The organism is Nocardia sp. 149-1B, assembly GCF_057747975.1.
The window spans coordinates 4,737,144-4,763,999 of the sequence record NZ_CM173233.1 but is presented as its reverse complement, the minus strand read 5'-3'; the positions used below and the strand labels follow the sequence as shown (position 1 = coordinate 4,763,999).

Below are 26,856 nucleotides of genomic sequence, written 5' to 3'. Positions count from 1 at the left end.
TACAGGTCTCTCAGGTGGACCGGAGCTAGAACACGTTCTAGTGTGCGCGCATGACCGACGTGCAGGCCGCCGCGCGGCTGCGGGTGATCCAGTGGACGACGGGCAACATCGGCCGGCGGTCGCTGCACGCGATCCTCGCCCGGCCGGACCTGGAGCTGGTGGGGGTCTATGCCCACGGTGCGGACAAGGTCGGCCGCGACGCGGCCGAGCTCTGCGGGTGGCCGTCGCCGACCGGCGTCCTGGCCACGAACGACGTCGGCGCGCTCCTGGGGCTGGGGGCCGACGCGTGCTGCTACAACCCGCTGTGGCCGAGCATCGACGAGCTGTGTGCACTGCTCGGAGCCGGTGTCAACGTGTGCACGAGTGCCGCCTGGATCACCGGCGGCAAGCAGACTCCCGAGGACCGGGCCCGGATCCTGGACGCCTGCGAGCGCGGCGGCGCGTCGATCTTCGGCAGCGGCGCCCACCCTGGCATGACCAACCTGGTCGGCATGGTGCTCAGCGGGTCGTGCGAGCGCGTCGACGAGATCCGGATCACCGAGTCCGTGGACTGCTCGACGTACGAGAGCGCGGAGACCCAACGGGCGATGGGCTTCGCGCAGGCGCCCGACACCCCGGGGCTCGCGGAGTCGGTGCGCCGCGAGTCGGAGGTGTTCGCCGAGTCAGCCGCGATGATGGCCGACGCCCTCGGGGTGACGCTGGACCGGATGACGTTCGACGTCACGTTCACGCCGGCCACCGGCGACTCCGACCTGGGGTTCATGGAGATCCCCGCCGGCACCGTGGGCGGCGTGATGGGCTACCACCGCGGGTGGGTCGGGGAGCGCAACGTCGTCAGCGTGGGCTTCAACTGGACGATGGGGTCGCACGTCGAGCCGCCTAAGCCGCTCGCGCACGGCCACGTGGTCCAGGTCTTCGGACTGCCCAACATGCGCACGGTCATCCACTGCCTGCCGCCTCACGCCTGGGACGAGCCCGGGTTCATGGGTCTCGGCATGATCTACACCGCGATGCCCGTCACCAACGCCGTCCCGTACGTCGTCGCCGCCCCGCCCGGCATCGTCACGCTCGCCGACCTGCCGCCGATCACCGGGCGGGTGCTGGCCTAGCCTCCGGGTCGCGAGTTTCGTCGGTCGGCCGACGAAACTCGTGCCTGGACGATGAAGTTGCGTCGTCCAAGGTCGGGATCTGTCGGTCAGCCGACGAAACTCGCGGGCGCGCTAGTGACCGACCACCAGCGCCGGGTCGACCGGCGCGACCTTGCGACGGGGCAGGAACGCGGCCGGGATCAGCACGCAGGCCACCAGGATCGTGGCGACGACGAACACGGTCGCGAACGCGTCGGCCATGCCGGGGATGAACGTGGCCGGGTCGGTGGGGTCGAGGTCGATGGTGCCGTTGGTGAGCAGCACCGAGAACAACGCCGTACCCATCGATGCGGCGACCTGCTGGACGATGTTCATCAGGGTGGAGCCGCGGGCGATCGTGTGTGCCTGCAGGGTCGCGAGCGCGGCCGACATGATCGGCATCATCGTGCCGCCCATGCCCAGGCCCATCACGAACAGCGCCGAGCACAGGTAGAGGTACGACGTGTCCGCGTCGATCTGGGTGAACATCGCCATGCCGACGGTGATCACCGAGATGCCGGTCAGCACGATCTTGCCGGGGCCGATCCGGTCGGCCAGGATGCCCGCGGCCGGCATCGTGAGCATCGCGCCGATGCCCTGGGGCGCCAGGAGCAGCCCGGCGTGCAGGGCGTCCTCGCCGCGGACGGACTGGAAGTAGAGCGGGAACAGCAGGCTGGCGCCGAAGAACGCGATCGCGAACAGCGACATCGCCAGCACCGCGACCGTCATGGTCCGGTGCCCGAACAGGCGCAGGTCGACCAGCGGGTGGATGTTGTTGCGGTTGAGCGCCCAGGGCACGAAGCCCGCGATCAGCAGCAGGCCCACGACCGCGGGGCCGACCACCTGGGCGGTCCACAGGGTGCCGTCGTTCTGGCGGGCCTCGGGGATCGAGGAGACGCCGTACAGGAACGCCGCCAGGCCCGGCGAGAGCAGCACCATGCCGACCCAGTCGAACGTCTCCGAGGGCTCGACGTGGTCGCGGGGCAGCACGATCGCGGCGTAGGCGAGCGCCAGGATGCCGATCGGCAGGTTGATCAGGAAGATCCAGTGCCAGCTCGCGGAGTCGATCAGGGCGCCACCGAGGATGGGGCCGAAGATGGGGCCGAGCAGCATCGGGATGCCGAGCACGGCCATCACCCGGCCGACCCGCTCGGGTCCGGCAGCGCGGGTCAGGATCGTCATGCCCAGCGGCATCAGCATGCCGCCGCCGATGCCCTGCAGCACCCGGAAGGTCACCAGCATCTCCAGCGACGTGGCGGCCGCGCAGAGCACGGACCCGGCGGTGAAGAGGAGCACGGCGAGCAGGTAGAGCCGCTTGGTGCCGAACCGGTCGGCGGCCCAACCGGTCAGCGGGATCACGCTGGCCAGGGCGAGCGTGTAGCCGGTCATCGTCCAGGCGACCTGGGCGGCCGTCGCGTCGAACTCCGAGCGGAACGTCTGCAGTGCGACCGAGACGACGGTGATGTCGAGGATCGACATGATCGCGCCGAGGACGACCACGCCGGCGACCATCAGCACGCGTGCGTCGAGGCCCTCGGGGGGCGCTGCGGCACCGGCGGGCGTCGTGGCTGGGGCCGGGGCGGCGCCCTTGTCGTCCTGGGTCTCGTCCTGGGTCTCGGTCACCGGGTGAGGCTATGCGGCGGCGCCGACGGCCAGCACCCTACTTTCGGCTCGCCCGGCTGTGGGTTGGGTCACCAGGGGAGTGCACGCTTCTCAGGAGAACTGGGCCTCCACCGCGGAGACCAGCCGCGGGTCGCCGGGCTCGACACCGGGGCTGAACCGGGCCACGACCGCCCCGGAGCCGTCGACGAGGAACTTCTCGAAGTTCCACGTGACGTCGCCGGCCTCGCCGCTCTCGTTGGGCGTCTCGACCAGCGTGCGGTAGATCTCGTGCCGGTCCTCGCCGTTGACGTCGATCTTCTCGGTCATCGGGAAGGTGACGCCGTACGTCGCGGAGCAGAACTCGGCGATCTCCTCCGCCGACCCCGGCTCCTGGCCGCGGAACTGGTTGCAGGGCAGGCCGACCACGGTGAAGCCGCGCTCGGCGTGCTGCTCGTGGAGCTCCTCGAGCCCGGCGTACTGCGGGGTGAGGCCGCACTTGCTGGCGACGTTGACCAGGAGGGCGGGCCGGCCGCCGATGATCTCGCCGAGCGTGGACGGGGTGCCGTCCAGACGGGCGATGGGGGCGTCGAGGATGCTCATGCGGTCAGGCTACGTGCCCTCCGGAAGCCGCCCTGTCGGCGTCTCCGACTACGGTCACGTAGGTGAGCTTCGTCCCGGTCACCGGCCCGGCGACGTTCCGTGCCGCCGAGCCGCCGCGCGAGGGCGTGGTGGAGTTCACCGACCAACGCCGTACGGTGAGCCTGCCGATCCGGGCGGCGTTGCCGGTGCTGACCAAGGCACGCTCCCGCGACGACCTGCATCCCAGCGTCGGCGTCCTGTCCGGCGCCGCGCTGCTCGCGCTGCGGCTGGTGGCGGCCGGCAAGTTCGCTCCCGCTGGCAGCCCGCCGAGCTGGCGGGTCGCCGGTCTGGATGCCGAGGACGAGCACCGGATCGCGATGCTCGCCGGAGCGGGCTCCGACGCCGGGCCCGAGCAGGAGCAGGTGGTGCGCGACCTGCTCGACGCCGTCGCCGACGCGATGCCGCGCTCGCAGCCGACCCGCGGGTCCGTCGTGACCCCGCCGCGGGAGCGCCGGCCGACCTTCGAGGAGCGGCTGCAGGCGCGACTGGCCCGCCATCAGCACCACGACCCCCGCGACCTGCCGCAGCTGGTCACGATCTCGCTGCGCGTCGAGGCCGACGAGGAGGAGCTGGTGGCCGGCGCCGTACGCCTCGTGCCGCAGGCCCACGACGAGCAGAACCCCCTCCACCTATGCGACCTGGCACTGCTGTGGACCGGGACGCCGGAGGAGCACGGGTTCGGCGAGCGCGCCCGCACCCACGCGACGATCGCGCTGCGGGCGGCCGCGGACGGCTGGCCGGTGCTCGACCGGCTGCTGGAGCTGCGGGTGCCCGACCAGCTGGTGCTGGACACCGACGAGCTGGTGAGCCTGTTGGACGAGGGTGTCGGCGCGCTGCGCGCGCACGGGGTCGACGTGCTGTGGCCGCGGAGCCTGGGACGCGACCTGACAGCCACGACGGTGCTGGACCGCGCGCCGGCCGGCCCGCGCGAGGAGCCGCTCAACGAGCCGGTGCTGAGCCGCGACGCACTGTTCTCTTTCAACTGGCAGATCGCCGTGCACGGCGACCCGCTGACCGCCGAGGAGATGGACCGGCTGGCCAGCTCGGCGACGCCGCTGCTGCGGCTGCGGGGCAGCTGGACCGTCGTCGACCCGGCGATCGCCCGCAAGGCGCGCAAGCGGCTGATCCGCACGGTCAAGCCGGTCGAGGCGGTCGCCGCCGCTCTCACCGGCACCGTGCAGGTCGCGGAGACCGACCAGCAGGTGGTGGTCGGCGCGAGCCTGCTGAAGGTCCGGGAGCGGCTGCTGGGCGCGGCGACCCGTGATCACGTCGAGCCCCCGGCGGCGCTGCAGGCGACGCTGCGCGACTACCAGCGCCAGGGCCTGACCTGGCTCGCGGAGCTGACCTCGCTGGGGCTCGGCGCCTGCCTGGCCGACGACATGGGATTGGGCAAGACCGTCACCCTGATCGCGCTGCACCTCCACCGCCGGGCCTCGACGAGCTCGACCAACGCCGGCCCGACCCTGGTCGTGTGCCCCGCGAGCCTGCTCGGCAACTGGGAGGACGAGATCCACCGGTTCGCCCCCGGCGTGCCGGTGGTGCGGTTCCACGGCAGTGCCCGGGACCTCTCGGCTGCCGGCGACGGGTTCGTGCTCACGACGTACGGCACCATGCGCAGGGACGCCGAGGCGCTCGGCGCTGTCGCCTGGGACCTCGTGGTCGCCGACGAGGCGCAGCACGTCAAGAACCCGCGTACGTCGACCGCGCGGGCGCTGCGCTCGATCGAGAGCGCCGCGCGCGTGGCCCTCACCGGCACCCCGGTCGAGAACAACCTCACCGAGCTGTGGGCGATCCTCGACTGGACGACACCGGGGCTGCTCGGCAGCCGCAACGCGTTCCGCAAGGCCTGGGCCGCGCCGATCGAGTCCGGCAACGAGCCCGCGAAGGCGCGGCAGTTCGCGGACCTGATCGCGCCGTTCCTGCTGCGCCGCCGCAAGTCCGACCCGGGCATCGCGCCCGAGCTGCCGGCCAAGACCGAGACCGACCACCGGCTCAGCCTCACCCGTGAGCAGGTCGTGCTCTACGAGTCGTTCGTCCGAGACACGATGGCGCGCATCGAGCGTGCCGACGAGGATGCGCGACGCGGTCTGGTGCTGATGCTGCTCACCGGGCTGAAGCAGATCTGCAACCACCCGGCGCAGTTCCTCAAGCAGTCCGCGGTCCGGCTCTCCGGGCGCTCGGAGAAGGTCGACCTGCTCGACGAGCTCCTCGGCACGGTGCTCGCCGAGGACGGTGCGGTGCTGGTGTTCACCCAGTACGTCGCGATGGCGCGGCTCCTCGAGGGACACCTCGCGCGCACCGGCGTGCCCCACCAGCTCCTGCACGGCGGCACCCCCGTGCGCGAGCGCGAGGCGATGGTGCGCCGGTTCCAGGGCGGCGACGTGCCGGTCTTCCTGCTCTCGCTCAAGGCCGGTGGGACCGGGCTCAACCTCACCCGGGCCGACCACGTCGTCCACGTCGACCGGTGGTGGAACCCGGCCGTCGAGGAGCAGGCCACCGACCGCGCCTACCGGATCGGGCAGACCAAGCCGGTGCAGGTGCACCGGATGATCACTCGCGGCACGGTGGAGGACAAGATCGCCGAGCTGCTGACTCGCAAGCGGGCGCTCGCCGATGCGGTGCTCGGCCGTGGCGAGTCGGCGCTGACCGAGCTCAGCAACGACGAGCTGCGCGACTTCGTCGCTCTGCGTTCCGACCTGGGGCCCGACCCGAGACCGGACGACTGATGCCCAGCCCGGTGCTGCACCCGCGGGTGGCGCCCCGGCGCTCCGCCGTACGCGCCACGACCTGGTGGGGCAAGGCATGGGTGCGCGCGGTGGAGGAGGCGGCGTACGCCGAGTCCGAGCTGGTCGCGGCCCGGGCACTGGCGCGGGCCGGGCAGGTCGGGCAGATCGCCACCGAACCGGGCCGGTTCGTGGCGTCGGTCGAGGACCGTCGGGGGCTGTGGACGGTCGAGGGCAGCGTGCCGGTGCTCGACGCCGGCGACCTCGCGGTGCTCGTCGAGGCGGTGGCGGCCGAGTCCGGGCGGGTCGCCGCGCTGCTCGGCGGCGAGCTGCCGTTCGGGCTGGTCGAGCACGCCGACGAGGCCGGCGTCGAGCTCCTCCCGTACGGCGGTGAGCTGGGCTCGTCGTGCACGTGCGACCACTGGACGGACCCCTGCGTGCACGCGCTCGCGGTGCTCCAGCAGCTCACCTGGCTGGTCGAGGCCGACCCGTTCGTGCTGCTCCAGCTGCGCGGACTCCCGCGCGAGGAGCTGCTGGGCCGGCTGCATGCGCGCACGGCCGACCCCGACCCCGACGACGAGCCCGACCTGGAGGCCGCTGTCGAGGCCGCGCTGTACGCCGCCCGGCTGCTCCAGGAGGATCCGCCGCTCAGCTGACCCCGAGCGAGCCCAACGCCATCCGGCTCAGGAGGTCGCGCATCCGGCTGTCGGGCAGCAGGCCGCTGTGCGGGGTGGAGTTGATCAGGCCGAACGCCGCATGCGCCATCGACCGGGCGGTCGGCAGGTCGAGGGCGGCGTCGTCGAGCCGCAGCTGGGCGGCCCACAGGTCGACGTACTGGCGCTGCAGCACGCGCACCCGGTCGCGGGCCCCGACGGGCAGCGCCTCCCAGTCGCGGTCCTGGACCACGATCAGCGCACGGTGCCGCAGCGCGAAGTCGACGTGCCACTCCACGAGCGCCGCGAGCGCCGCCCGCGGGGCCTCGGCCGCCTCGGCCCGCTCGGTGCCGACCGCCAGCAGCTCCTCGCTGATCGCCACCAGCATCTCGGCCAGCATCGCCTGCTTGGAGGGGAAGTGCTTGTAGAGCGCCGGCCCGGAGATGCCGCACGCCGCGCCCAGGTCGGCCACCGACACCCCGTGGAACCCGTGGGAGGCGAACAGCTCCGCCGCGGTGGCGAGGATCTGGTCGCGCCGGCTCATGCCCTCAGGTTAGTGCCCGTTAACCGTGGGTGGACGCCGAGTCGGCGCGTCTGCACGCTGTGGGGTGTCGAGTCGGCGTGTCTGCACGCTGTGGGGTGTCGAGTCGGCGCGTCTGCACGCGCGTCTAGGTGCCGGCTTCGCCGCGACGCCAGCCATGGATCGCTCTTGGCTCGATACTCCGACGTCGTGGTTGCGGTGGGCGTGAGGAACCGCCGTGCAGTTGCGCCGAGTCGGCCTGGGTGGGCGTGCAGTTGCGCCGAGTCGGCCTGGGTGGGCGTGCAGTTGCGCCGAGTCGGCCTGGGTGGGCGTGCAGTTGCGCCGAGTCGGCCTGGGTGGGCGTGCAGTTGCGCCGACTCGGCCTGGGTGGGCGTGCAGTTGCGCCGAGTCGGCCTGGGTGGGCGTGCAGTTGCGCCGAGTCGGCCTGGGTGGGCGTGCAGTTGCGCCGAGTCGGCCTGGGTGGGCGTGCAGTTGCGCCGACTCGGCGTCAGGCGAGGGAGAGGAAGAGCTTCTCCATCTTCTTGGCGTCCAGGCCGTCGAGGCCCTCACCGTTCGCGAGGCACTGCTGGAGGCCGGTGGCGACGATCGCGAAGCCGGCGCGGTCCAGGGCGCGGGAAACGGCGGCGAGCTGGGTGACGACGTCCTCGCACTCCCGGCCCTCCTCCAGCATCCGCAGCACGCCAGCCAGCTGGCCCTGCGCGCGCTTGATCCGGTTGATGACCGGGGTCATGTCCTTGGGGTCCAGCTCCATGTCAGCTCTCCTCGTTCAGGGTGGCCAGCGCCGCGGTGAGGCGCTCCCGCGCCTCGACAGCGACCTCGGCGAGGCCGTCACCCGCGAGCGCCATCATGGCGTCGGGGTCGAAGGCCTCGACCAGGGTGGTGTGCTCATCGATCGAGCGCACCACGACGTTGCACGGCAGTACGGCGGCCACGGACGGGTCGATCTGGAGCGCCCGGTGGGCGAGCTGGGGGCGGCAGGCCCCCAGGATCACCTGTGGGGCGACCTCGACGCCGAGCTTCGCGGCCAGGGTCGCCCGCAGGTCGATCTCGGTGAGGACGCCGAAGCCCTGGTCGGCCAGGGCCTCGCGGACGGCGGCGACGGTCTCGTCGTACGGCCGCTCGACGGTGGCGTTCAGCGTGAAGCTCACTGCTCGCCTCCCTGGCTCTGCTGGGCGGCGAGCTGCTCGCGGACGTCGTCCATGTCGAGCTCGCGGACCGCGGTGATGACCTGCTCCAGGCCGGCGGGCGGGAGGGCGCCGGGCTGTGCGAAGACGAGGATGCCGTCGCGGAAGGCCATCAGCGTCGGGATCGAGGTGATCTGCGCGGCCGCGGCGAGCTCGCGCTCGGCCTCGGTGTCGACCTTGCCGAATACCACGTCCGGGTGATTCTCCGACGCGGCCTCGTAGACCGGTGCGAACTGGCGACAGGGTCCGCACCAGGAGGCCCAGAAGTCGACCAGGACGATGTCGTTCCCGGTCACGGTCTCTTCGAACTCGGCGGATGTCAGGGCGGTGGTGGTCATGGCTCTCCTCGTGTCTTCCCGGGAATACGATACCCCTGGGGGTGTTATGGTTCCGAACGACGGATACCCCCAGGGGTATTCCACCAGCCGAGAACCCGAGAGTGAGAGCCCTGTTCCCCATGTCGACCATCACGACGCCCCCGCACGACGCTGACGTCGATCCCGAGATCGGCTACCGCCCCGGCCCGCTGGGCCGCCTCGGCGTGTGGGTCACCCACCACACCCGCATGACCGCCATCGTCTGGCTGCTCGTCGTCGTCGGACTCGGTGCCTTCGCGCCGAAGGTCGAGGCCAACCTGTCCGGTGCCGGCTGGCAGGCCGACGGCTCGGAGTCCGTCGCCGTCCGCGAGCTCGCCCAGGAGCACTTCGGTGGCAACGCGAGCTCCGCGATCCAGGTCGTCGTGCACAGCACCGACGGCCCGGTGACCAGCGGCGAGGGTCAGAAGATCCTCGCCCGGGCCACCGCCCTCCTCGAGGACGACTCCCGCATCGCGGAGGTCGTCCAGCCGCAGCCCGGCGCCACGCTGAGCAAGGACGGCACGACCGCCGTGCTCCTCGCCGGCGCCGGAGCGGACCCCAACGACATGGTGCGCGCCGCCGACGACCTCAAGGGCCCCCTGCAGGACCTGTCGACCGACGGCGTGCAGGTGAACCCGACCGGGGCCTCGCTGCTGTGGTCGGACTTCAACGAGGCCAACCTCAACGCAATGATGAAGTCCGAGCTGTACTCGTGGCCGGTGACCCTGGCGATCCTCGTGCTCGCGTTCGGCGCGCTCGTCGCCGCGGGCCTGCCGCTCATCCTCACCCTCGCCGGGCTCGTGGCCTCCGCCGGCTCCCTGGTGCTGATCAACCAGTTCGTGCCGGTCTCCATCTGGGCGATGAACTTCGCGATGATGTTCGCGCTCGCCCTGGGCATCGACTACGCGCTCTTCCTGGTCGTCCGGTTCCGGGCCGCCCGGATGGGACACCACGAGAGTCCCCGCCAGGCGATCGCCGAGACCATGGACACCGCAGGCAAGGCCGTGCTGCTCTCCGGGGCGACCGTGCTGATCTCGCTGTCCGCCGTGATGCTCGTGCCGTCGCCGTCCTTCCGCTCGATGGCGGGCGGCATCATGCTCTCGGTGATCTTCGTGCTGGCCGCGACGCTCACCCTGCTGCCGCTGGTGCTCCACAAGCTCGACCAGCGCATCAACAAGCTCTCGCTGCCTTGGGTGCACACCGGTGAGCACCGCTCCCCGAAGTTCGCGGCCTGGGGCGAGCGGCTCTGGAAGCGCCCGGTCGTGTTCGGCCTCGCGGCGCTGGTGATCCTGCTCGCGCTGGCCGCGCCCATCGTGGGCCTCAAGACCGCGATGCCCTCGATCAAGGTGCTGCCCGAGGACGCCAGCGCGCGGGTCGGCTACGGCCTCGTGCAGCAGAGCTTCGGCGAGGGGGCGCCCGGCGCGCTCCAGGTCGTGGCGGACTCCGCCGACGCGAAGGCGACGTACGACGGCCTCGTCGCCGACCCGGGCATCGCCGCGGCCATGCCCGCGATGCCTGCCCCGGACGGCACGGACAGCGTGCTGATCCAGGCCGTGCCCACCGTCGACCCCTCCGATCCCGAGCTCGGCAAGACCGTCGACCGCCTGCGGGCCGACCTGCCCGCCTCCGCGATCGTCGGTGGTGCAGCGGTGGAGAACCTCGACCTGAAGTCCCAGCTCGACGAGTCCACGCCACTGGTGATCGGGGTGATCCTCGGGCTCGGCTTCCTGCTGCTGCTGGTCGCCCTGCGCGCACCGCTGATCGCGCTGCTGGGCACGCTGGCGAGCCTGCTCTCGACCGCCGCGGCCTTCGGGGTCGCCCGCCTGGTGTTCCAGGAGGGCTGGGGGTCGGGTCTCCTCGGGTTCGAGCACCAGGGCTTCCTGGACGCCTGGGCGCCGGTGTTCTTCTTCGCGATGATCTTCGCGATCGCCATGGACTACACGGTGTTCCTCCTGGCCTCGGCCAAGGAGCACTACGAGCACTCCGGTGACCCGAAGGACGCGATGGTCGGCTCGCTGGCCCACTCCGGCCGGGTGATCTTCGCCGCCGGCGCGGTGATGGTCGCGGTGTTCTTCACCTTCGCGCTGTCCGGGCCCCTCCCGCCCAAGGAGATGGGTGTGGTGCTCGGCGTCGCGGTGCTGCTCGACGCGTTCCTGGTGCGCCTGGTGCTGCTCCCGGTCCTGCTGCGGCTCACCGGCCGCGCCGCATGGTGGGTGCCACGCTGGCTCACCCGGGTGCTGCCCGACATCCGCTTCTCCCACGGCTGACCCACCCACCGATCCCAACTACCGATCTGACGAGAGGATCTCTTTCACATGTGCCGACGAGTCACCTGCCGCCGATGCGGCAAGGCCAGCTGGTCCGGATGCGGGGCGCACGTCGCCCAGGTGATGGCCGGCGTCCCGCAGCGCGACCGCTGCGCGGGCCACGAGAACGAGCCGCGCCCCAGCCTGATGGAGCGACTGCGCGGCAAGGCCTGACGGGACGGCCCGTCGTGGGCCCCGACCGGCGCTTCGGCACCGGCCGGGGCCTCGCCGTAGGCTGACCCCCCGGACCCGACGGGTCTGACCCCGGACCCGTCGAAGGAGCATCGCTGTGGACCTGCACCGCAAGGCTGTCCGATCGGCTGTCGGCGTCGTCGCGCTGAGCGCTGCGCTGGTCCTGCCCCTGTGCACGCCCGACGCGGAGCCCGTCGCGGTGTCGGCCCCGGCGCCGGCAGAGGTCACGGCCGAGGAGCCGCTCTACACGTTCGTGGCCGCGCCCGACTTCCTCAACCAGGACGTCGGAGACGTACGCCGCCTGCCCGGTTGGCGCCCCGGTGATCCGAACTCCTGGACCCCGCAGCTGCAGAGCAGCGTGGACACCTTCCTCGACGAGATCGCCGGGACCCATCCGGACTCCGTGCTGGTCACCGGGGACCTCGTCGAGGGCCACTGGCTCCGGGACGTCGACTCCACCCGCGTCTTCGGCCCGAGCCGGACCGTCGGCCAGCGCCGCACGATGCTCCGGCGGGCGGCCGACTTCTACGAGTCGACGTACCTCGAGCGGTTCACCGACCGCGGTCTCACGCTGCACGCGGCCGTGGGCGACCACGACATCGGCGACGACCCGTGGCGAGGCAGCTCTCTGTTGCGGCGCAAGCACCGCATGGTGCCGCTGTTCAAGAGCCTGTTCGCGAAGCACTTCACGCGCGACGGCAACGGCACTCCCCGCTACCGGGACCGCCCCCACGGCACGCCCTGGGCCGACACGGCGTACGCCACCCAGCTCAGCAAGGACCTGCTCCTGGTCAGCCTCGACGTCTTCGACGTCACCGAGAACGACGTGCGGCCCGAGGTGGTCGGCGGCCAGCTGAGGTGGCTGCGCCACGTCCTGCAGCGGGCCAAGGCGCACCACACGAAGTGGATCGTCGTCCAGGGCCACACCCCGATCGACACCCCGGTCCGGGCGCGCAGCTCCTCGCGGCTCTCGCTGGAGAAGGGCACCGACTCGCCGCTGTGGAAGACGATGGCCAGGTACGGCGTCGACGTCTACCTCACCGGAGAGGTGCACGACACCAGCATGGTCAGGGCCGACGGCATCACGCAGATCTCCACGGGCGGCCTGCTCTACCTCGGTGAGGCGACGTACATGACCGCGTCGGTGTACGCCGACCGCATCGACTTCGACGTCCACGAGTTCGACTGGGAGCGGGCCGGCCAGCGCGGCAAGCTGTGGCAGCTCGGTGCCTACCGCACGTCCGGCGGTCGCGAGCTGGTCCCCGGCAGCAGCCACTCGGTCGCGACCATGACGCTGACCGACCGCGGGCAGGTCGAGGACGCCACCGGCAAGCTCATCGCCTACCACCCCGGCTGACCTCGACGGTCAGAACCCCCGACTCGACGTCCGGGGGTCAGGAGTCGAGGAAGGTGCGGATCCGGTCGTGGTAGCCGGGTGGCTCGAGCAGGAACGAGTCGTGACCGTACGGCGAGGACAGCTCGGTGAAGTCGACCGGGAGGCCGAGGCGCTCCAGCTCGGCGGCCAGCCGCTGTGACTGGGGTGTGGCGAAGCGCCAGTCGCTGTCGAACGACGTGATCTGGAAGCGCGTGATCGCCGAGCGCAGGGCGACGGCCGTGTCCGGCTCGCCGAACGGGTCGAAGTAGTCCAGGAGCCGGGTCAGGTAGAGGTAGGAGAGCGCGTCGAAGCGGTCGAGGAACGTCAGCCCCTGGTGCTGGAGGTAGTGCTCGACCTCGTAGTCCGCCTCCATGGTCCAGGCGTCGCCGACCGAGGTGCGGGCCCGGCCGAACTTCTCCTCCAGCGACTGGGCGGAGACGTAGGTGATGTGCGCCATCATCCGGGCGACCTTCTGCCCCCGCCACGGGAAGACCCCGTGCTCGGCGTACCGGCCGCCGACGAAGTCGGGGTCGTTCATGATCGCCTCGCGGGCCACCGCGGAGAACGCGATGTTCTCCGCGGTCAGCCGCGAGGACGCGGCGACGAGCACGGCCCGTTCGATCGCGGCGGGGTCGTCGATCGTCCACTGCAGCACCTGCATGCCGCCGAGCGACCCGCCCACGCCGGCGTACAGCCGCTCGATGCCGAGGTGGCGCAGGAGCCGCCGGTGCACGGCGACCAGATCGGTCATGTGCAGCAGGGGGAAGTCCAACCCGTAGATCCGCCCGGTCGCCGGGTCGGTCGACAGCGGTCCGGTCGTGCCCGAGCACCCGCCCAGGATGTTCGGCGAGATCACGAAGAACCGGTCGGTGTCGACCGGCTTGCCCGGGCCGATCAGGTTGTCCCACCAGCCGCGCTTCTTCGACCCCAGGTGCAGGCCCGCGGCGTTCGCCGTACCGGTCAGCGCGTGGCAGACGAACACGGCGTTGTCGCGCGCGGGCGACAGCTCCCCGTAGGTCTCGAACGCGACCCGGACGTGGTCCAGGCGGCCGCCGCCGCGCAGCACCAGCGGGTCGTCCTCGTCGGCGAGGACGACCCGCTGGGTCTCGACGTAGCCGAGGGTTCCGCTCACGTGGCTCCGCTCACTTGGCTCCGCTCATTTGCTGGAGGCCAGTGCCTGCTCCAGGTCGGCGATGATGTCCTCGACGTTCTCGATGCCGATCGAGAGGCGCACCATGTCCTCCGGCACCCCTGCCGCCTCGAGCTCCTCGGGCGTGAGCTGACTGTGGGTGGTCGTGGCGTTGTGGATCGCGAGCGACTTCGCGTCGCCGATGTTCGCCAGGTGGCTGAACAGCTCGAGCGACTCGATGAAGCGCTTGCCGCCCTCGCGCCCGGACTTCACCCCGAAGCTGACCAGGCCGCCGTACCCCTTGCCGGTGAACGTGCGGTCCGCGATCTCCTTGTAGGGGCTGTCGGGCAGGCCGGGGTAGCTCACCCACGACACGGCCTCGTGACCCTGCAGGAACTGCGCCACCGCGAGGGCGTTGGCGCTGTGCCGCTCCATGCGCAGGTGCAGCGTCTCGAGGCCCTGCAGGAACAGCCAGGAGTTCATCGGGGCGATCGCCGCACCGGTGTTGCGCAGCAGCACCGTGCGGGCGCGGATGATGTACGCCGCGGGGCCGGCGGCCTCGGTCCACACGGCGCCGTGGTACGCCGGGTCCGGCTTGGTCAGCCCCGGGAACCGGTCGGAGTGCGCGGCCCAGTCGAACTTGCCGGAGTCGACGATCACGCCGCCGATCGAGGTGCCGTGCCCGCCGATGTACTTGGTCGCGGCGTGCACCACGACGTCGGCGCCCTGGTCGAAGGCCCGGACGAGGTACGGCGTGGGCGCCGTGTTGTCGATGACCAGCGGCAGTCCCAGGGCGTGCGCGGCCTCGGACCACGCGGGGAGGTCGACCACGTTGATCTTCGGGTTGCCGACCGTCTCACCGAAGACCAGCTTGGTCTTCTCGTCGACGTGCTTGGCCAGGTCCTCGGGCTTCTCCGGGTCGACGAAGCGGACCTCGATGCCGAACTGCGGGAGCGTGTGGGCGAACAGCGCGTAGGTGCCGCCGTACAGCGTCGAGAGCGCGACGATGTTGTCTCCGGCGTAGGTCAGGTTGAGCACGGCGTACGTCGTCGCGGCCGATCCGCTGGCCGTGGCCAGCGCGCCGACGCCGCCCTCGAGCCGGGTGATCCGCTCCTCGAAGACCGACTGCGTCGGGTTCATGATGCGCGTGTAGATGTTGCCCGGCTCGGCCAGTGCGAACAGGTTCGCGGCGTGCTCGGTGTCGTTGAAGACGTACGACGTGGTCTGGTAGATCGGCACCGCCCGCGCGTTGGTGGCGGGGTCGGCCTCTTCCTGGCCGGCGTGCACGGCCAGGGTCTCGGGGCGGTAGGTCATGGTCTCTCCTCGGGTCGCGGTGCCCCTCAGCCTAAAGTGCAGTAAAAACGTCGACAATCGATGTCCGCGATGTGGTCCACTGTCTCAGATGTCGGACCCTGGACCCGTTGGTTAATGATCGCTAACCTTGCCCGGGTGAGTCACATGAAGGAGCTGGTCGACGAGCTGCGCGAGCGGCTCGCGGCGGCTCGTCTCGGAGGCAGTGAGTCGGCCCGCCGCAAGCACACCGACCGCGGCAAGCTGCTGGTGCGCGACCGCGTCGACCGGCTGCTGGACCCGGGCAGCCCGTTCCTCGAGCTGAGCCCGCTGGCGGCGTACGAGATGTACGGCGACCCAGGGACCAGCCCCGTGCCGAGCGCGGGCGTCGTCACCGGCATCGGCCGGGTGAGCGGCCGCGAGGTCGTGGTCGTCGCGAACGACGCGACGGTCAAGGGCGGCACCTACTACCCGTTGACGGTCAAGAAGCACCTGCGCGCGCAGACGGTCGCGGCCGACAACCACCTGCCGTGCGTCTACCTCGTCGACTCCGGCGGCGCGTTCCTGCCGATGCAGGACGAGGTCTTCCCCGACCGCGAGCACTTCGGCCGGATCTTCTTCAACCAGGCCAACCTGTCCGCGCGCGGCATCCCTCAGATCGCCAGCGTCATGGGGTCCTGCACCGCCGGCGGCGCCTACGTGCCCGCGATGTCGGACGAGACCGTGATCGTGCGCAACCAGGGCACGATCTTCCTCGGCGGCCCGCCGCTGGTGAAGGCCGCGACCGGCGAGGTCGTCACCGCCGAGGAGCTCGGCGGCGGCGACGTGCACGCCCGCACCTCCGGCGTCGTGGACCACCTCGCCGAGGACGACGCCCACGCCCTCGCGATCGTGCGCTCGATCGTCGCGACCCTGCCCCGAGGTGGTTTCGAGGCTCGCTCCGCTCGCACCTCAACCACCGGGCCGTGGGAGGTGCGGCCGGTCGAGGAGCCCCACGAGGACCCGTCGACGCTCTACGACGTCGTGCCTGCGGACACGCGGACGCCGTACGACGTGCGCGAGGTGATCCGCCGCGTCGTCGACGGCAGCCGGTTCCACGAGTTCAAGAAGCTCTACGGCGAGACGCTGGTGACCGGCTTCGCCCACATCTGGGGCCACCCGGTGGGCATCGTCGCCAACAACGGCATCCTGTTCAGCGAGTCGGCGCTCAAGGGCGCGCACTTCATCGAGCTCTGCAACCAGCGCGGCATCCCGCTGGTGTTCCTGCAGAACATCAGCGGCTTCATGGTCGGGCGGGAGTACGAGAACGGCGGCATCGCCAAGGACGGCGCCAAGCTCGTCACGGCCGTCGCCTGCTCGGTGGTCCCGAAGTTCACCGTGGTCATCGGCGGCAGCTTCGGCGCCGGCAACTACGGCATGTGCGGACGGGCCTACGACCCGCGGTTCCTCTGGATGTGGCCCAACGCCCGCATCTCGGTGATGGGCGGCGAGCAGGCCGCCTCCGTGCTCGCCACCGTCGCCGGGAAGCCCGACGACGAGGAGTTCAAGGCGCCGATCCGCGAGCAGTACGAGACGCAGGGCTCGCCGTACTACTCCACCGCACGGTTGTGGGACGACGGGATCATCGACCCCGCCGACACCCGCCGCGTGCTCGGCATGGGCCTGGCGGCTGCTGCCAACGCCCCCGTCCCCGCGCCGTCCTACGGCGTCTTCAGGATGTGATCTCACCCCACGGCGTTCTTCGCTCCCCCGCTCCGCTCCTCCGCGAACAACGCCGCGGGGACCCCGACACCTCGGAGTAACCAGTCCTATGACGAATTCCTTGGCTCCCATCCTGGAGTCCGTGCTCATCGCCAACCGCGGCGAGATCGCGCTGCGGGTCATGCGCACCTGCCACGAGCACGGCGTGCGCACGATCGCGATCTACACCGACCTCGACATCGACGCGCCGCACGTCCGCGCCGCCGACGACGCCGTGCGCGTCACGAGCTACCTCGACATCGAGTCGGTCGTGGCAGCCGCGGTCGCGACCGGAGCCGCCGCCGTCCACCCCGGCTACGGCTTCCTCTCGGAGCGTTCGGAGCTCGTCCGCGCCGTGGAGGCGGCCGGCATCGTCTTCGTCGGACCGCCTGCCGACGTCATGGACGCGATGGGCCGCAAGGATGCCGCTCGCGAGATCGCGGTCGCGGCCGGCGTGCCCGTCGTACCGCGTGGTGAGGATGCCGGATTCCCGGTCCTGGTCAAGGCTGCCGCCGGCGGCGGTGGCAAGGGCATGCGCGTCGTCCGCGACGAGGCCGACCTCGAGGAGGCCAAGGCCGCGGCGGCCCGCGAGGCGTTGAGCGCCTTCGGTGACGACACCCTCCTGATCGAGAAGTACGTCGAGCGCGGCCGGCACATCGAGGTGCAGATCATGGCCGACGCCCACGGCAACGTCGTGCACCTCGCCGAACGCGACTGCTCCACCCAGCGCCGCCACCAGAAGGTGATCGAGGAAGCGCCGGCGCCGACGATCACCCCCGAGGTGCGCGAGCTCGTCACGTCCAGCGCCGTCGCGCTCGCCCGCCAGGTCGGCTACCGCAACGCCGGGACCGTCGAGTTCCTCGTCGACGACGAGACCGGCGAGGCGTACTTCCTGGAGATGAACACCCGGCTCCAGGTCGAGCACCCGGTCACCGAGCTGATCCACCACGGCATCGACCTCGTGTTCCACCAGCTGCTGGTCGCCCTGGGGCACCCGTTGGAGATGGACCAGCGCAGCATCCATCCGTACGGCCACGCCATCGAGGCTCGCGTGTACGCCGAGGACTCGTTCGACGGGTTCCTGCCCCAGGCGGGCCGGACGTCGATCGTGCGGTGGCCGGCCGGAGTCCGCGTGGACCATGCGCTGGAGCCGGACCAGGTCGTCAGCACGTCGTACGACCCGATGCTCGGCAAGGTCATCGTCCACGGTCCCGACCGCGAGTCGGCCCGGCGGGCGCTGGTCGACGCCCTCGACCGCACGGCGATCCTCGGCCTCACCACCAACGTCGGGTTCCTCCGGGCGCTGGCGGCGAGCGACGAGTTCCGCGACGCAGGAATCGACACCGCCTGGCTCGACCGGCACGCCCTGGCGGCGCCCGACGACGAGCTGCCGCGGGTGTTCGTGGCGTGGGTCAGCGCGATGATCGCGGCCGGCACCGATGCCGGCCAGCCCTTCCGGTCCGACGGTTGGCGCTCGGGCGCCGACCCGGCCCCGACGATCGTCGAGCTCGACCGGCCGGTCGTCGTCGACCGGCACGCCGGCCGCGTCGACGACCTGCCCCTGCGGCAGGTGTCGGCGGAGAACCACGTGCTCACCCTCGAGATCGACGGCCGCCTCCACTCCGCGGTCGTCAACGTGCAGCCCCACACGGCCGAGGTGGCCTACCGCGGTCAGCGGTTCGTCTTCGACCGCCCCGACGTGTTCGGCGACCACGCGGTGGACGTCGGCGACGGCGCGATCACGGCCCCGATGCCCGGCACCGTCCTCGACGTCCGCGTCGAGCCCGGCGCTCGGGTGGCCGCGGGCGACGTGCTCGGGGTGCTGGAGGCGATGAAGATGGAGCTGAGCCTCAAGGCGCCGTTCGACGGCGTCGTGACCCAGGTCCATGCGACCACCGGCGACCAGGTGGCACTCGGAGCCCGGCTGTTCCTGGTCGAGACGGCTGAGACTCCCACGACGGAGGACGACTGATGCGCACCCCCACGGTGATCCCCGCTCCCGGGCTGCCCGACCGGGTCACGATCTACGAGGTCGGGCCGCGCGACGGCCTGCAGAACGAGAAGACCCTGGTCCCGACCGAGGTCAAGGCGGAGTTCGTACGCCGCCTCCTCGCCGCCGGCCTGCCGGTCGTCGAGGCGACCAGCTTCGTGCACCCGAAGTGGGTGCCCCAGCTCGCCGACGCCGCGGAGCTGATGGGCCTGCTCGGCCCGGCCGGGCGGGACTGCCCGGTGCTGGTGCCCAACGAGCGCGGGCTCGACCGGGCGCTGGAGCTCGGTGCGCGGCACATCGCGATCTTCGGTTCGGCGACCGAGACGTTCGCGCAGAAGAACCTCAACCGCAGCCTCGACGAGCAGTTCGCGATGTTCGAGCCGACCGTGCGGCGCGCTCGCGACGCGGGCCTGGACGTCCGCGCCTACGTCAGCATGTGCTTCGGTGACCCCTGGGAGGGCTCGGTGCCGCTCGACCAGGTCGTCGGCGTCGGCAAGCGGCTCTTCGACCTCGGCGCCAGCCAGCTCAGCATCGGCGACACCATCGGGGTCGGCACCGCCGGTCACGTGACCGCGCTCGTCCGCGCGTTCGACGAGGCGGGCCTGGGTGCCGACCGGCTCGCGATGCACTTCCACGACACCTACGGCCAGGCGCTCGCGAACACCTATGCCGCCCTGCACGCCGGCATCACGACGTACGACGCCAGCGCCGGCGGGCTGGGCGGTTGCCCGTACGCCAAGAGCGCCACCGGCAACCTGGCCACCGAGGACCTGGTCTGGATGCTGCACGGCCTCGGCATCGAGACCGGGGTCGACCTCGAGGAGGTGGCCGCCACCAGCGTGTGGATGGCCGCGCACCTCGGCCGCCCCAGCCCGTCGGCCGTCGTACGCGCCCTCGCCCCCTCCGCCTCCTAGCCGCCCCCCGCTTGTAACGCTCCTTTATTGCCCGGGCCCACGCCTGGACGAGGCCCCGGAACGGGCAATAAACCCGCGTTACAAGCGATCGCGGGCACTACGGCAGAATCGCCCCATGAGCCGGAGGGTCTACCTGCACATCGGTGCGCCGAAGACGGGGACGACCTACGTGCAGGACCGGCTCGCGGTGAACGCCAAGTCGTTGGCCGCGAACGGGGTGCACTTCCCGAGCGGGTCGCCGCTGGTCAGCCCCGGACTGTCCCAGTTCCGGGCCGCGCTCGACCTGCTCGGCCAGGACTGGGGTGGGCCGCCCGGACACGCCGAGGGCAGCTGGGACGCGCTGGTGCGCAAGACCAAGCGCAGGTCCGGGACCGTGGTGATCAGCCACGAGATCCTCGCGCCCGCCGCCCCCGCCGAGGTGGCCCGCGCGATGCGCGACCTGGCCGGCAGCGAGGTCCACGTCGTCTACACGGTGCGCGACCTCGCCCGGCAGCTCCCGGCCGCGTGGCAGGAGAGCGTCAAGCAGGGGCGCGGCTGGAGCTACCAACGCTTCCTCGACCGGTTCGAGCGAGGCCGCAGCTGGTTCTACCGCGCGTTCGACGTGCCCCGGGTGCTGGGCACCTGGGGTGCGGGGCTGCCTCCCGAGAACGTGCACGTCGTGACCGTCCCGCAGACCCGCGTCCAGACGCAGCACGGCGACCAGCTGTGGCTGCGCATGTGTGAGGTCCTCGGCGTCGACCCGGCCTGGACCCCGCTGGACAGCGACCGCTCCAACCCCTCGCTCGGCATCGCGGAGACCCAGGTCATCCGCAAGCTCAACCGGCGCATGGACCGGGCGGCGCGCCGTGAGTCGACGTACGACGCCCTGATCCGCGAGATGCTCGCCCAGGGAGAGCTGGTCAAGCGCGAGTCGGCAGCGGTGCGCCTGCCGCCCGACCGGTTCGCCTGGGCCGAGGAGCGCGCCGAGCGCTGGATCGAGTGGATCGAGGGCAGCGGGGTGCACGTCGTCGGCGACGTCGCGGATCTCCGCCCGGTGCGCCCCGCCGCGGGTGACGAGGCGTGGAACGACCCCGACCGGGTCCGTCCCAAGCGCCAGCTCAACACCGCGCTCGACGCGCTCGCGGCGATGACCCGCGAGGCGGCGCGCCGCCCCGACCCCGAGCGACAGCTCACCACCCGCGTCCGGTCGCACGCGCAGCGGCTGCGGGACCGGTGAGCCATCCGATGAGCGCCCGGTGACCCAGCGGTGACCCAGCGGTGACCCTGCGGGCCGGCGAGGACACCCCGGGCGTACGCCGAGCCTGGGGCTGGGTCGCCCACCTCGAGGGTGGGGGCACCTCGCCCTGGAGCGCGTGGACCCTGGAAGGCCGTCCGGGGGGCCGGTTCCTGCCCGGAGCGCAGCAGCTGGAGCTGCTCCGCCGGCTGAACCTCGCCGGCGCTCCCTCACCTCGGCTCGCCACCCGCGTGCTCGAGGCCAGCGCCCCGGGGCGCGGGCGCCCCGACCTCGAGCTCGAGGGTGCCGTCGACCCTCTGGCCTTCGGCCCGCCGCCGGTCGACCCCGCCGGGCTGCCCGACGACGAGCTGCTCCGGGTGGCCGCCGGCCTGCTCGCCGAGGACGTCGTCGCGGCGGGACTGCCGGCCCCCCGCCGTACGCCGCCTCCACGCTTCTGGCGCACCCGCTACCGGGTGGTCGGCGACCCCGTGCTCGCCGAGCCGGTGCGCGCTGAGCTGGTCGCGCGCGGGCGCCCGCCGGGTGGGCGTGGTGCGGTGGTGCTCGTGCTCGGCACGGACCTCGCGACGATGCTCACCCACGCGTGGACCGAGCGCAGCTTCGCCGAGGGCGGGGTCGGCTGGCGCGACTGGCTCGACCCGCTGACCCGCACCCGGGCACTGCCGCCCCGTGCCGACCTCGTCGGCGCCGCCCGCACCTGGGCGGCCCAGGTCGGCCCCGAGCGGGTCCGGATCGTGCTCGACCCCACCGAGCTGCCCCGCCTGGTCGGGGTACGCCGGCCCCTGCCCGCGCCGCGCCCGCTGTCGGCCGACGCCGTCGACCTGGCGCGCCGGGTCGGCCAGGTGCTCGGCCTGCTCGCCGTACCCCCGCGTCGCGAGGCGCTGCTGCGCGAGACGCTCCGTCCCCGCCTGCTCGCGGTCCCCGGGCCGCCGCTCGTGGTGCCACCCGAGCACGCGGACTGGGTCCACGCGCGTGCCACGAGGGTGCGCGATGTGCTCCTCCGCGCTGGCTACGCTGTCCACGGCGACCCGGACAGCCTGCTGCCCGCCGATCGCACCGGTGTCCCCGAACCCTCGGACGCCGGAGTCCTGGCGCTGGCGCTGCGCCTCCTTCTAGAGAGAGCCTCATGAGCAAGCGGGTCCTGCTGCACGTCGGCACGCCGAAGACCGGCACGTCGTACCTGCAGGACGTGCTGTTCCGCAACCGGCAGGCGCTGGCGGCGGCGGACATCCTCTATCCCGCGGACCGGTTCGACGCCCACTTCCTCGCCGCCCTCGACCTGATGCGGCTGCCCTGGGGCGGCCTGGAGGCCGAGGCCGTCGGCGCCTGGGACCGGCTCGCCGCCCGGGTCCGCGCCCACCACGGCACCGCGATCATCAGCCACGAGATCCTCGCGACGGCCTCCCGCTCCCAGGCCGGGCGCGCGCTGGAGTCCCTCGGCCACGGCACCGGCACCGAGGTGCACGTGGTGCTGTCGGTGCGCGACCTGGTGCGCCAGATCCCCGCGGAGTGGCAGGAGAACGTCAAGCACCGCCACTCCCTGACGTACGGCGCCTTCCTCGACCAGGTCCAGGACCCGCGCCGCGAGAGCCGCATCGCGACGTGGTTCTGGGGGGTCCAGGAGATCCCCGACATCCTCAACCGCTGGGGGCACGACCTGCCCCCCGAGCGCATCCACCTGGTGACGGTGCCGCCGCCAGGGGGCCCCCACCAGCTGCTCTGGAAGCGGTTCAGCATCGCGTTCGGGCTCGACGGCCTCGACCTCGACCTGGAGGCCGAGCGGGCCAACCCGTCCCTCGGGGCCCCGGAGACCGCGCTGCTGCGCCGGGTCAACCGGGTCGTCAACCGTGAGCTCGAGCCGGCCGACTACCGGCCGCTGGTCCGCGAGCTCCTGGCCCACCAGACCCTCTCCCGCCGCACCCGCTCCCCGCGGCTCGCGCTGCCGCCGGACGTGCACCCGTGGGCGCTGGAGATCACCCGGTCCTGGATCGCCGAGGTCGAGCAGCGCGGCTACGACGTGGTCGGCGACCTCCACGACCTGGTCGGCGCGCCCGCGGTGACGACGTACGCCGACCCCGACCACCCGGCCGAGAAGCAGGTCGCCTCGGCTGCGGTCGACGCGATCAAGGCGCTGCTGCTCGAGAGCGCGCGGCTGCGCCGGTCCGAGGAGGACCTGCGCGCCGAGCTGCGAGACACCCAGGTCGCGCTGGAGCGGTCCTACCTGCGCCCGACGTACCGCTGGCGGGAGAGGACCGTGCGCCGGCTGCAGTCCGGCTCGGTCGGCCGGCGGCTGCTCGCGGGCTACCGGCGGGCGCGGGGGCGCAGCTCGCGGTCGGCGTAGCGGCCGATCCGCCAGGTCGCCAGCCCGTCGGCGCCCATCCCGAACGCACCGCCGACCACGGGCGTGCGCCGCGCGATCGTGATCGCCAGCCGCTTGCCGGCCACCCGGGTGACCAGGTCGGAGGTGACCTCCGCGGACAGCACCCGGTCGAGCTGCGGGTCGTGGACCGGTGCCGTCGCGATCGCCATCGGCGGGGCGGGCAGCTTGCGCTCCTTGACCAGCTTGTCGACGGTGTCGCCGCCGAGCATGCAGGCCAGCACCGCGTTGCGCACGCGCGCGTCGTCGAGGTCGTAGTCGCGCAGGTGCGCGATGCCGGCCACCATCCGGGCCTGGATCAGGGCGAGGCCGGTGATGTTCGCGGGGATCGCGACCGCGGCGGTGACCACGCCACCGACGCCGGTGAGCAGCCCCTGCGCGCCGGCGTACCGGACATGGTTCTCGATCACCTCGTGCACGGCGCGCTTGACGTTGCCGTGCTGCTCGCGCAGCTGCTTGTCGGCGGCGTCGGCCGCGGCGGGGAGCGGCCCCACGCCGTGGATGGCCCGGTCCAGGGCCTCACGCACGAACGACGCGGTGAGGTCGGGGGCCAGGTGCGGCAGCCGTGGCGCGACGTGTTGCTCGACCAGGCGGCCACCGATCCCCTTCGCGCTCATGGGCCGATCGTACGGACCGGTCGGCTGCGGTGCGGCTACGGTCGTCGGGTGCCCGTGGAACCCCCGCCCTCGCGCTGGGCCTTCGGCGACCCCGGGCGCTACGACCCCACCGACGACCTGGTGGCGATGGGCGCCGACCTGGAGCCCGGCACCCTGCTGGCGGCCTACCGGCGCGGCCTGTTCCCGATGCCCTCCGGCGGCCCGGGCGCGCCGATGTCGTGGTTCTGCCCGGTCCGCCGCGGCATCGTGCCGCTCAGCGGACTGCGGGTGTCGCGGTCGCTGCGCCGGGCCCGGCGGGACTTCGAGGTCCGGGTCGACACCGCCTTCGAGGAGGTCCTGGACGCCTGCGCGGACCCGGGGCGGACCGGCGGCTGGATCGACACCGACGTACGCCGCGCCTACCTCCGGCTCCACCACCTGGGCTGGGCGCACTCCGTCGAGGCGTGGCGCGAGGGCCGGCTCGCCGGGGGCCTGTACGGCGTGGCGATCGGCGGCCTGTTCGCGGGCGAGTCGATGTTCCACCGCGAGCGCGACGCGTCGAAGGTCGCGCTGATGGGGCTCGTCGAGGCACTCGGCGCGGATGGGCTCGCCGACCGGCTGCTGGACGTGCAGTGGGTGACCCCGCACCTGGCCACGCTCGGGGCGGTCGAGGTCTCGAGGACGGCGTACCTCCGCGCGCTGGGGCGGGCGCTGCCGTTGCCCATCCCACAGGCGTTCACCCTGTCCGAACCTCGTGTCCCGGGTGGAGCATGAAAGGACCGTCGGTGGGAAGGGTGACGCCGACGGATACACGAAGACGGGAGACGAACCCCCATGCGACGACCCACGAGAGCAGCACTGAACGTCCTGGCCGGGATGGCGCTGGCCGCGTCGATGACGGCCTGCGGAGGAAGCGACGGTGGCAGTGACGGCAAGGGAGGCGGCAACGACGCCGGCTCGGCGCCGAGCGATGCGTCGACCAGCGACTTCTGCGACGGGTTCAACGGCCTGTTCGAGAAGGTCCTCGCCCAGGCGACGTCCGGGGACTCCGCGGCGATGGTCTCCGCGCTCAAGGACTGGGCCGGTGACATGGAGGACGTCGGCACGCCCAGCGACATGCCCGACGACGCGCGGCACGGGTTCGAGGTGTTCCTCGAGCAGGCCAAGGCCCTCGACGAGAACGCGACGCTCGACGACCTGGACAACCTCGGCAACGACCTCAGCGAGGGCGACCAGGCCGACGGCGAGGCGTTCGCGAGCTGGACGCAGGAGAACTGCCCGCTCGACCTGCCGAGCATCGACCCCTCGGGCCTGCCGAGCATCGATCCGTCGGACCTCGCGTCCGTCGCGCCCGAGGACATGGAGTCGATGATGTCCGAGCTCGAGCAGCAGATGGGCAGCCTGACCCAGAGCCCGTAGGTCCGCTCGCTCGGTACGCCGGGTCAGACGACCAGGGGAGGCCGCCCGGTCTCGCTCACCATCGGGCGGCCGGCGGCCTCCCAGTCGAGCATCCCGCCGGCCAGGTTCACCGCGTCGCGGCCCTGCTGCTGCAGCCATGCCACCGCCTGCGCGGACCGGCCACCCACCTTGCAGACGACTAGCGTCTGGGCGTCGGGGAGCTCGTCGTGGCGCAGCGGCAGCAGGGACAGCGGGATGTGCAGCGCGCCCTCGATGTGCCCGTACTCCCACTCCTGGGGCTCGCGGACGTCGAGCACCACCAGCCCCTCGGGCAGGGGCTGGGGGACGCCGTCGATCGGGACGGTGGGGACCTGGGTCATCGCTTCGGTGCCTTCCGGGCGGTGGGTGGACGATCTGGGCCAGTCTGGCTCACGGTGGCAACCTGGGTCGGGCGGTGGCGTCGGACCGGTTTCCCCGGCCGGCCGGCCCCGCCTCGGGGTCGACCCGGGGTCGACCCGGGACGTCATACGGACGGAGCCGGGGGGACCGGGGGACACACTGTCCGTATGACGTCCCGCGGCCTCGACCGCGAGACGAGGGACAGGCTCGCCCGGCGGGCTACTTCAGCAGCTTGCTGAGCCGCCGGTCGGCGAGCGGCTTGCCGCCGGTCTGGCAGGTGGGGCAGTACTGCAGGCTGGAGTCGGCGAACGAGACCTCGCGGACCGTGTCGCCGCAGACCGGGCAGGGCTGGCCGGTGCGGCCGTGCACGGCGAGGTTGGACTTCTTCTCGCCCTTCAGCTCGCTCGCGGCCAGTCCGCGGGAGCGGTCGACGGCGTCGCCGAGCGTGGTGCGCAGGGCGTCGTACAGGACGTGGAGCTCGTCGTCGGTCAGGGTGGCCGCGGGCTTGAACGGCGACATGCGTGCCGCGTGCAGGATCTCGTCGGAGTAGGCGTTGCCGATGCCGGCGATCGTGCCCTGGTGGCGCAGCACACCCTTGAGCTGCTTGCGTCCCTCGCGCTCGAGGATCTCGCGGAAGCGATCGATCGTGAACTCGTCGGTCAGCGGGTCGGGGCCCAGGCTGGCGATGCCGGGCACGTCGAGCGGGTCGCGCACGACGTACATCGCCAGGCTCTTGCGGGTGCCGGCCTCGGTGATGTCGAGACCCGACTGGTCGTCGAGGACCACGCGGACCGCGAGGGTGGACTTGGTGCTGGGCTTGGGCGGGACGGCGGGGACCTCGTCACGCCAGCGCACCCAGCCCGCGCGCGCAAGGTGGAGCACGAGGTGCAGACCCGAGGCGGTGATGTCGAGGAACTTGCCGTGCCGGGTCACGTCGTCGACCAGTGTGCCCTCGAGCGCGGAGACCGGCGGGTCGAAGGTCTTCAGGGCGCTGAACGCCGCGACGTGGATCTTCGCGATGGCGTGGCCGTCCAGCCGGCCCTTGAGGTCGAGGGCCAGGGCTTCCACCTCGGGCAGCTCGGGCACGGCGTCAG

At 72.2% G+C, this 26,856-nt stretch carries 25 protein-coding genes; 14 read left to right on the top strand and 11 right to left on the bottom strand.

The window, feature by feature from the left end; all coding sequences use genetic code 11:
- Positions 1 to 50: 50 nt before the first annotated feature.
- Entirely contained in the window at positions 51 to 1,109 is a 1,059-nt protein-coding gene (locus AC3ANS_RS22835; protein ID WP_488293861.1) for an NAD(P)H-dependent amine dehydrogenase family protein, read from the top strand.
- Between the two features lie 111 nt (positions 1,110 to 1,220).
- Here AC3ANS_RS22835 and AC3ANS_RS22830 read toward each other — a convergent pair whose 3' ends face one another.
- A complete protein-coding gene (locus AC3ANS_RS22830) occupies positions 1,221 to 2,639 on the bottom strand; it encodes a DHA2 family efflux MFS transporter permease subunit (protein WP_488296550.1) in 1,419 nt (472 codons plus the stop codon).
- A gap of 201 nt (positions 2,640 to 2,840) precedes the next feature.
- Positions 2,841 to 3,329 carry a glutathione peroxidase gene (locus AC3ANS_RS22825; protein WP_488293860.1) on the bottom strand — a complete coding sequence of 163 codons (489 nt, stop codon included), beginning with the start codon at positions 3,327 to 3,329 and terminating at the stop codon, positions 2,841 to 2,843.
- Between the two features lie 62 nt (positions 3,330 to 3,391).
- Between AC3ANS_RS22825 and AC3ANS_RS22820 the strand changes: the two genes are divergently transcribed.
- Complete coding sequence (locus AC3ANS_RS22820; protein ID WP_488293859.1) at positions 3,392 to 6,094, top strand: DEAD/DEAH box helicase; 2,703 nt, start codon at positions 3,392 to 3,394, stop codon at positions 6,092 to 6,094.
- Positions 6,094 to 6,747, top strand: coding sequence for an SWIM zinc finger family protein (locus AC3ANS_RS22815; protein WP_488293858.1), 654 nt, complete (start codon positions 6,094 to 6,096; stop codon positions 6,745 to 6,747). Before AC3ANS_RS22820 ends, AC3ANS_RS22815 begins: the two co-directional genes overlap by 1 nt.
- Here AC3ANS_RS22815 and AC3ANS_RS22810 read toward each other — a convergent pair.
- The 4 genes from AC3ANS_RS22810 to trxA all read right to left on the bottom strand — a co-directional run bounded on the left by AC3ANS_RS22810 (position 6,740) and on the right by trxA (position 8,807).
- Positions 6,740 to 7,288: an SACE_7040 family transcriptional regulator gene (locus tag AC3ANS_RS22810; RefSeq protein ID WP_488293857.1), complete on the bottom strand. Its 549-nt coding sequence runs from the start codon at positions 7,286 to 7,288 to the stop codon at positions 6,740 to 6,742. The two genes, AC3ANS_RS22815 and AC3ANS_RS22810, sit on opposite strands and share 8 nt — an antisense overlap.
- A gap of 484 nt (positions 7,289 to 7,772) precedes the next feature.
- A complete protein-coding gene (locus tag AC3ANS_RS22805) occupies positions 7,773 to 8,036 on the bottom strand; it encodes a metal-sensitive transcriptional regulator (RefSeq protein WP_488293856.1) in 264 nt (87 codons plus the stop codon).
- A 1-nt stretch (position 8,037) separates the two neighbouring features.
- Positions 8,038 to 8,433: a DUF302 domain-containing protein gene (locus AC3ANS_RS22800; RefSeq protein ID WP_488293855.1), complete on the bottom strand. Its 396-nt coding sequence runs from the start codon at positions 8,431 to 8,433 to the stop codon at positions 8,038 to 8,040.
- Positions 8,430 to 8,807 carry a thioredoxin gene (trxA, locus tag AC3ANS_RS22795; protein ID WP_488293854.1) on the bottom strand — a complete coding sequence of 126 codons (378 nt, stop codon included), beginning with the start codon at positions 8,805 to 8,807 and terminating at the stop codon, positions 8,430 to 8,432. Before trxA ends, AC3ANS_RS22800 begins: the two co-directional genes overlap by 4 nt.
- Before the next feature lie 119 nt (positions 8,808 to 8,926).
- Here trxA and AC3ANS_RS22790 point away from each other — a divergent pair, with 119 nt between their 5' ends.
- The 3 genes from AC3ANS_RS22790 to AC3ANS_RS22780 all read left to right on the top strand — a co-directional run bounded on the left by AC3ANS_RS22790 (position 8,927) and on the right by AC3ANS_RS22780 (position 12,680).
- The gene (locus AC3ANS_RS22790; RefSeq protein ID WP_488296549.1) at positions 8,927 to 11,092 is read left to right on the top strand and encodes an MMPL family transporter; all 2,166 of its coding nucleotides are present in this window, start codon (positions 8,927 to 8,929) and stop codon (positions 11,090 to 11,092) included.
- Positions 11,093 to 11,140: 48 nt separating this feature from the next.
- Positions 11,141 to 11,305, top strand: a complete 165-nt coding sequence (locus tag AC3ANS_RS22785) for a hypothetical protein (RefSeq protein WP_488293853.1) — start codon at positions 11,141 to 11,143, stop codon at positions 11,303 to 11,305.
- Between the two features lie 115 nt (positions 11,306 to 11,420).
- A complete protein-coding gene (locus AC3ANS_RS22780; protein WP_488293852.1) occupies positions 11,421 to 12,680 on the top strand; it encodes a metallophosphoesterase family protein in 1,260 nt (419 codons plus the stop codon).
- A 37-nt stretch (positions 12,681 to 12,717) separates the two neighbouring features.
- Here the strand turns inward: AC3ANS_RS22780 and metX are convergent, their stop codons facing one another.
- On the bottom strand, positions 12,718 to 13,830 hold the full coding sequence (metX, locus tag AC3ANS_RS22775) for a homoserine O-acetyltransferase MetX (protein ID WP_488293851.1): 1,113 nt from the start codon (positions 13,828 to 13,830) through the stop codon (positions 12,718 to 12,720).
- Positions 13,831 to 13,854: 24 nt separating this feature from the next.
- Positions 13,855 to 15,141 (bottom strand): O-acetylhomoserine aminocarboxypropyltransferase/cysteine synthase family protein, encoded by a 1,287-nt coding sequence (locus AC3ANS_RS22770; protein WP_488293850.1) that lies wholly within the window; start codon positions 15,139 to 15,141, stop codon positions 13,855 to 13,857.
- A gap of 114 nt (positions 15,142 to 15,255) precedes the next feature.
- Here AC3ANS_RS22770 and AC3ANS_RS22765 point away from each other — a divergent pair, with 114 nt between their 5' ends.
- The 6 genes from AC3ANS_RS22765 (at position 15,256) to AC3ANS_RS22740 (ending at position 23,333) form a co-directional block, all read left to right on the top strand.
- A complete protein-coding gene (locus tag AC3ANS_RS22765) occupies positions 15,256 to 16,839 on the top strand; it encodes a carboxyl transferase domain-containing protein (RefSeq protein WP_488293849.1) in 1,584 nt (527 codons plus the stop codon).
- A 100-nt stretch (positions 16,840 to 16,939) separates the two neighbouring features.
- Positions 16,940 to 18,829, top strand: coding sequence for an acetyl/propionyl/methylcrotonyl-CoA carboxylase subunit alpha (locus AC3ANS_RS22760; RefSeq protein WP_488293848.1), 1,890 nt, complete (start codon positions 16,940 to 16,942; stop codon positions 18,827 to 18,829).
- Positions 18,829 to 19,761 (top strand): hydroxymethylglutaryl-CoA lyase, encoded by a 933-nt coding sequence (locus AC3ANS_RS22755; RefSeq protein WP_488293847.1) that lies wholly within the window; start codon positions 18,829 to 18,831, stop codon positions 19,759 to 19,761. The genes AC3ANS_RS22760 and AC3ANS_RS22755 overlap by 1 nt, the downstream gene beginning before the upstream one ends.
- A 115-nt stretch (positions 19,762 to 19,876) precedes the next feature.
- Positions 19,877 to 20,977: a hypothetical protein gene (locus tag AC3ANS_RS22750; RefSeq protein ID WP_488293846.1), complete on the top strand. Its 1,101-nt coding sequence runs from the start codon at positions 19,877 to 19,879 to the stop codon at positions 20,975 to 20,977.
- Between the two features lie 41 nt (positions 20,978 to 21,018).
- On the top strand, positions 21,019 to 22,122 hold the full coding sequence (locus AC3ANS_RS22745; protein WP_488293845.1) for a hypothetical protein: 1,104 nt from the start codon (positions 21,019 to 21,021) through the stop codon (positions 22,120 to 22,122).
- Positions 22,119 to 23,333, top strand: a complete 1,215-nt coding sequence (locus tag AC3ANS_RS22740) for a hypothetical protein (protein WP_488293844.1) — start codon at positions 22,119 to 22,121, stop codon at positions 23,331 to 23,333. The genes AC3ANS_RS22745 and AC3ANS_RS22740 overlap by 4 nt, the downstream gene beginning before the upstream one ends.
- Here the strand turns inward: AC3ANS_RS22740 and AC3ANS_RS22735 are convergent.
- The gene (locus AC3ANS_RS22735; protein WP_488293843.1) at positions 23,294 to 23,986 is read right to left on the bottom strand and encodes an EcsC family protein; all 693 of its coding nucleotides are present in this window, start codon (positions 23,984 to 23,986) and stop codon (positions 23,294 to 23,296) included. The genes AC3ANS_RS22740 and AC3ANS_RS22735 overlap by 40 nt on opposite strands.
- Before the next feature lie 48 nt (positions 23,987 to 24,034).
- Here AC3ANS_RS22735 and aat point away from each other — a divergent pair, with 48 nt between their 5' ends.
- On the top strand, positions 24,035 to 24,739 hold the full coding sequence (aat, locus tag AC3ANS_RS22730; protein WP_488293842.1) for a leucyl/phenylalanyl-tRNA--protein transferase: 705 nt from the start codon (positions 24,035 to 24,037) through the stop codon (positions 24,737 to 24,739).
- A 60-nt stretch (positions 24,740 to 24,799) separates the two neighbouring features.
- Positions 24,800 to 25,384 (top strand): hypothetical protein, encoded by a 585-nt coding sequence (locus tag AC3ANS_RS22725; RefSeq protein ID WP_488293841.1) that lies wholly within the window; start codon positions 24,800 to 24,802, stop codon positions 25,382 to 25,384.
- Between the two features lie 23 nt (positions 25,385 to 25,407).
- Here AC3ANS_RS22725 and AC3ANS_RS22720 read toward each other — a convergent pair whose 3' ends face one another.
- Both AC3ANS_RS22720 and AC3ANS_RS22715 read right to left on the bottom strand, forming a co-directional pair.
- Positions 25,408 to 25,743, bottom strand: a complete 336-nt coding sequence (locus AC3ANS_RS22720; RefSeq protein ID WP_488293840.1) for a rhodanese-like domain-containing protein — start codon at positions 25,741 to 25,743, stop codon at positions 25,408 to 25,410.
- A gap of 238 nt (positions 25,744 to 25,981) precedes the next feature.
- A complete protein-coding gene (locus AC3ANS_RS22715) occupies positions 25,982 to 26,848 on the bottom strand; it encodes an Fpg/Nei family DNA glycosylase (RefSeq protein ID WP_488293839.1) in 867 nt (288 codons plus the stop codon).
- Positions 26,849 to 26,856 lie beyond the last annotated feature (8 nt).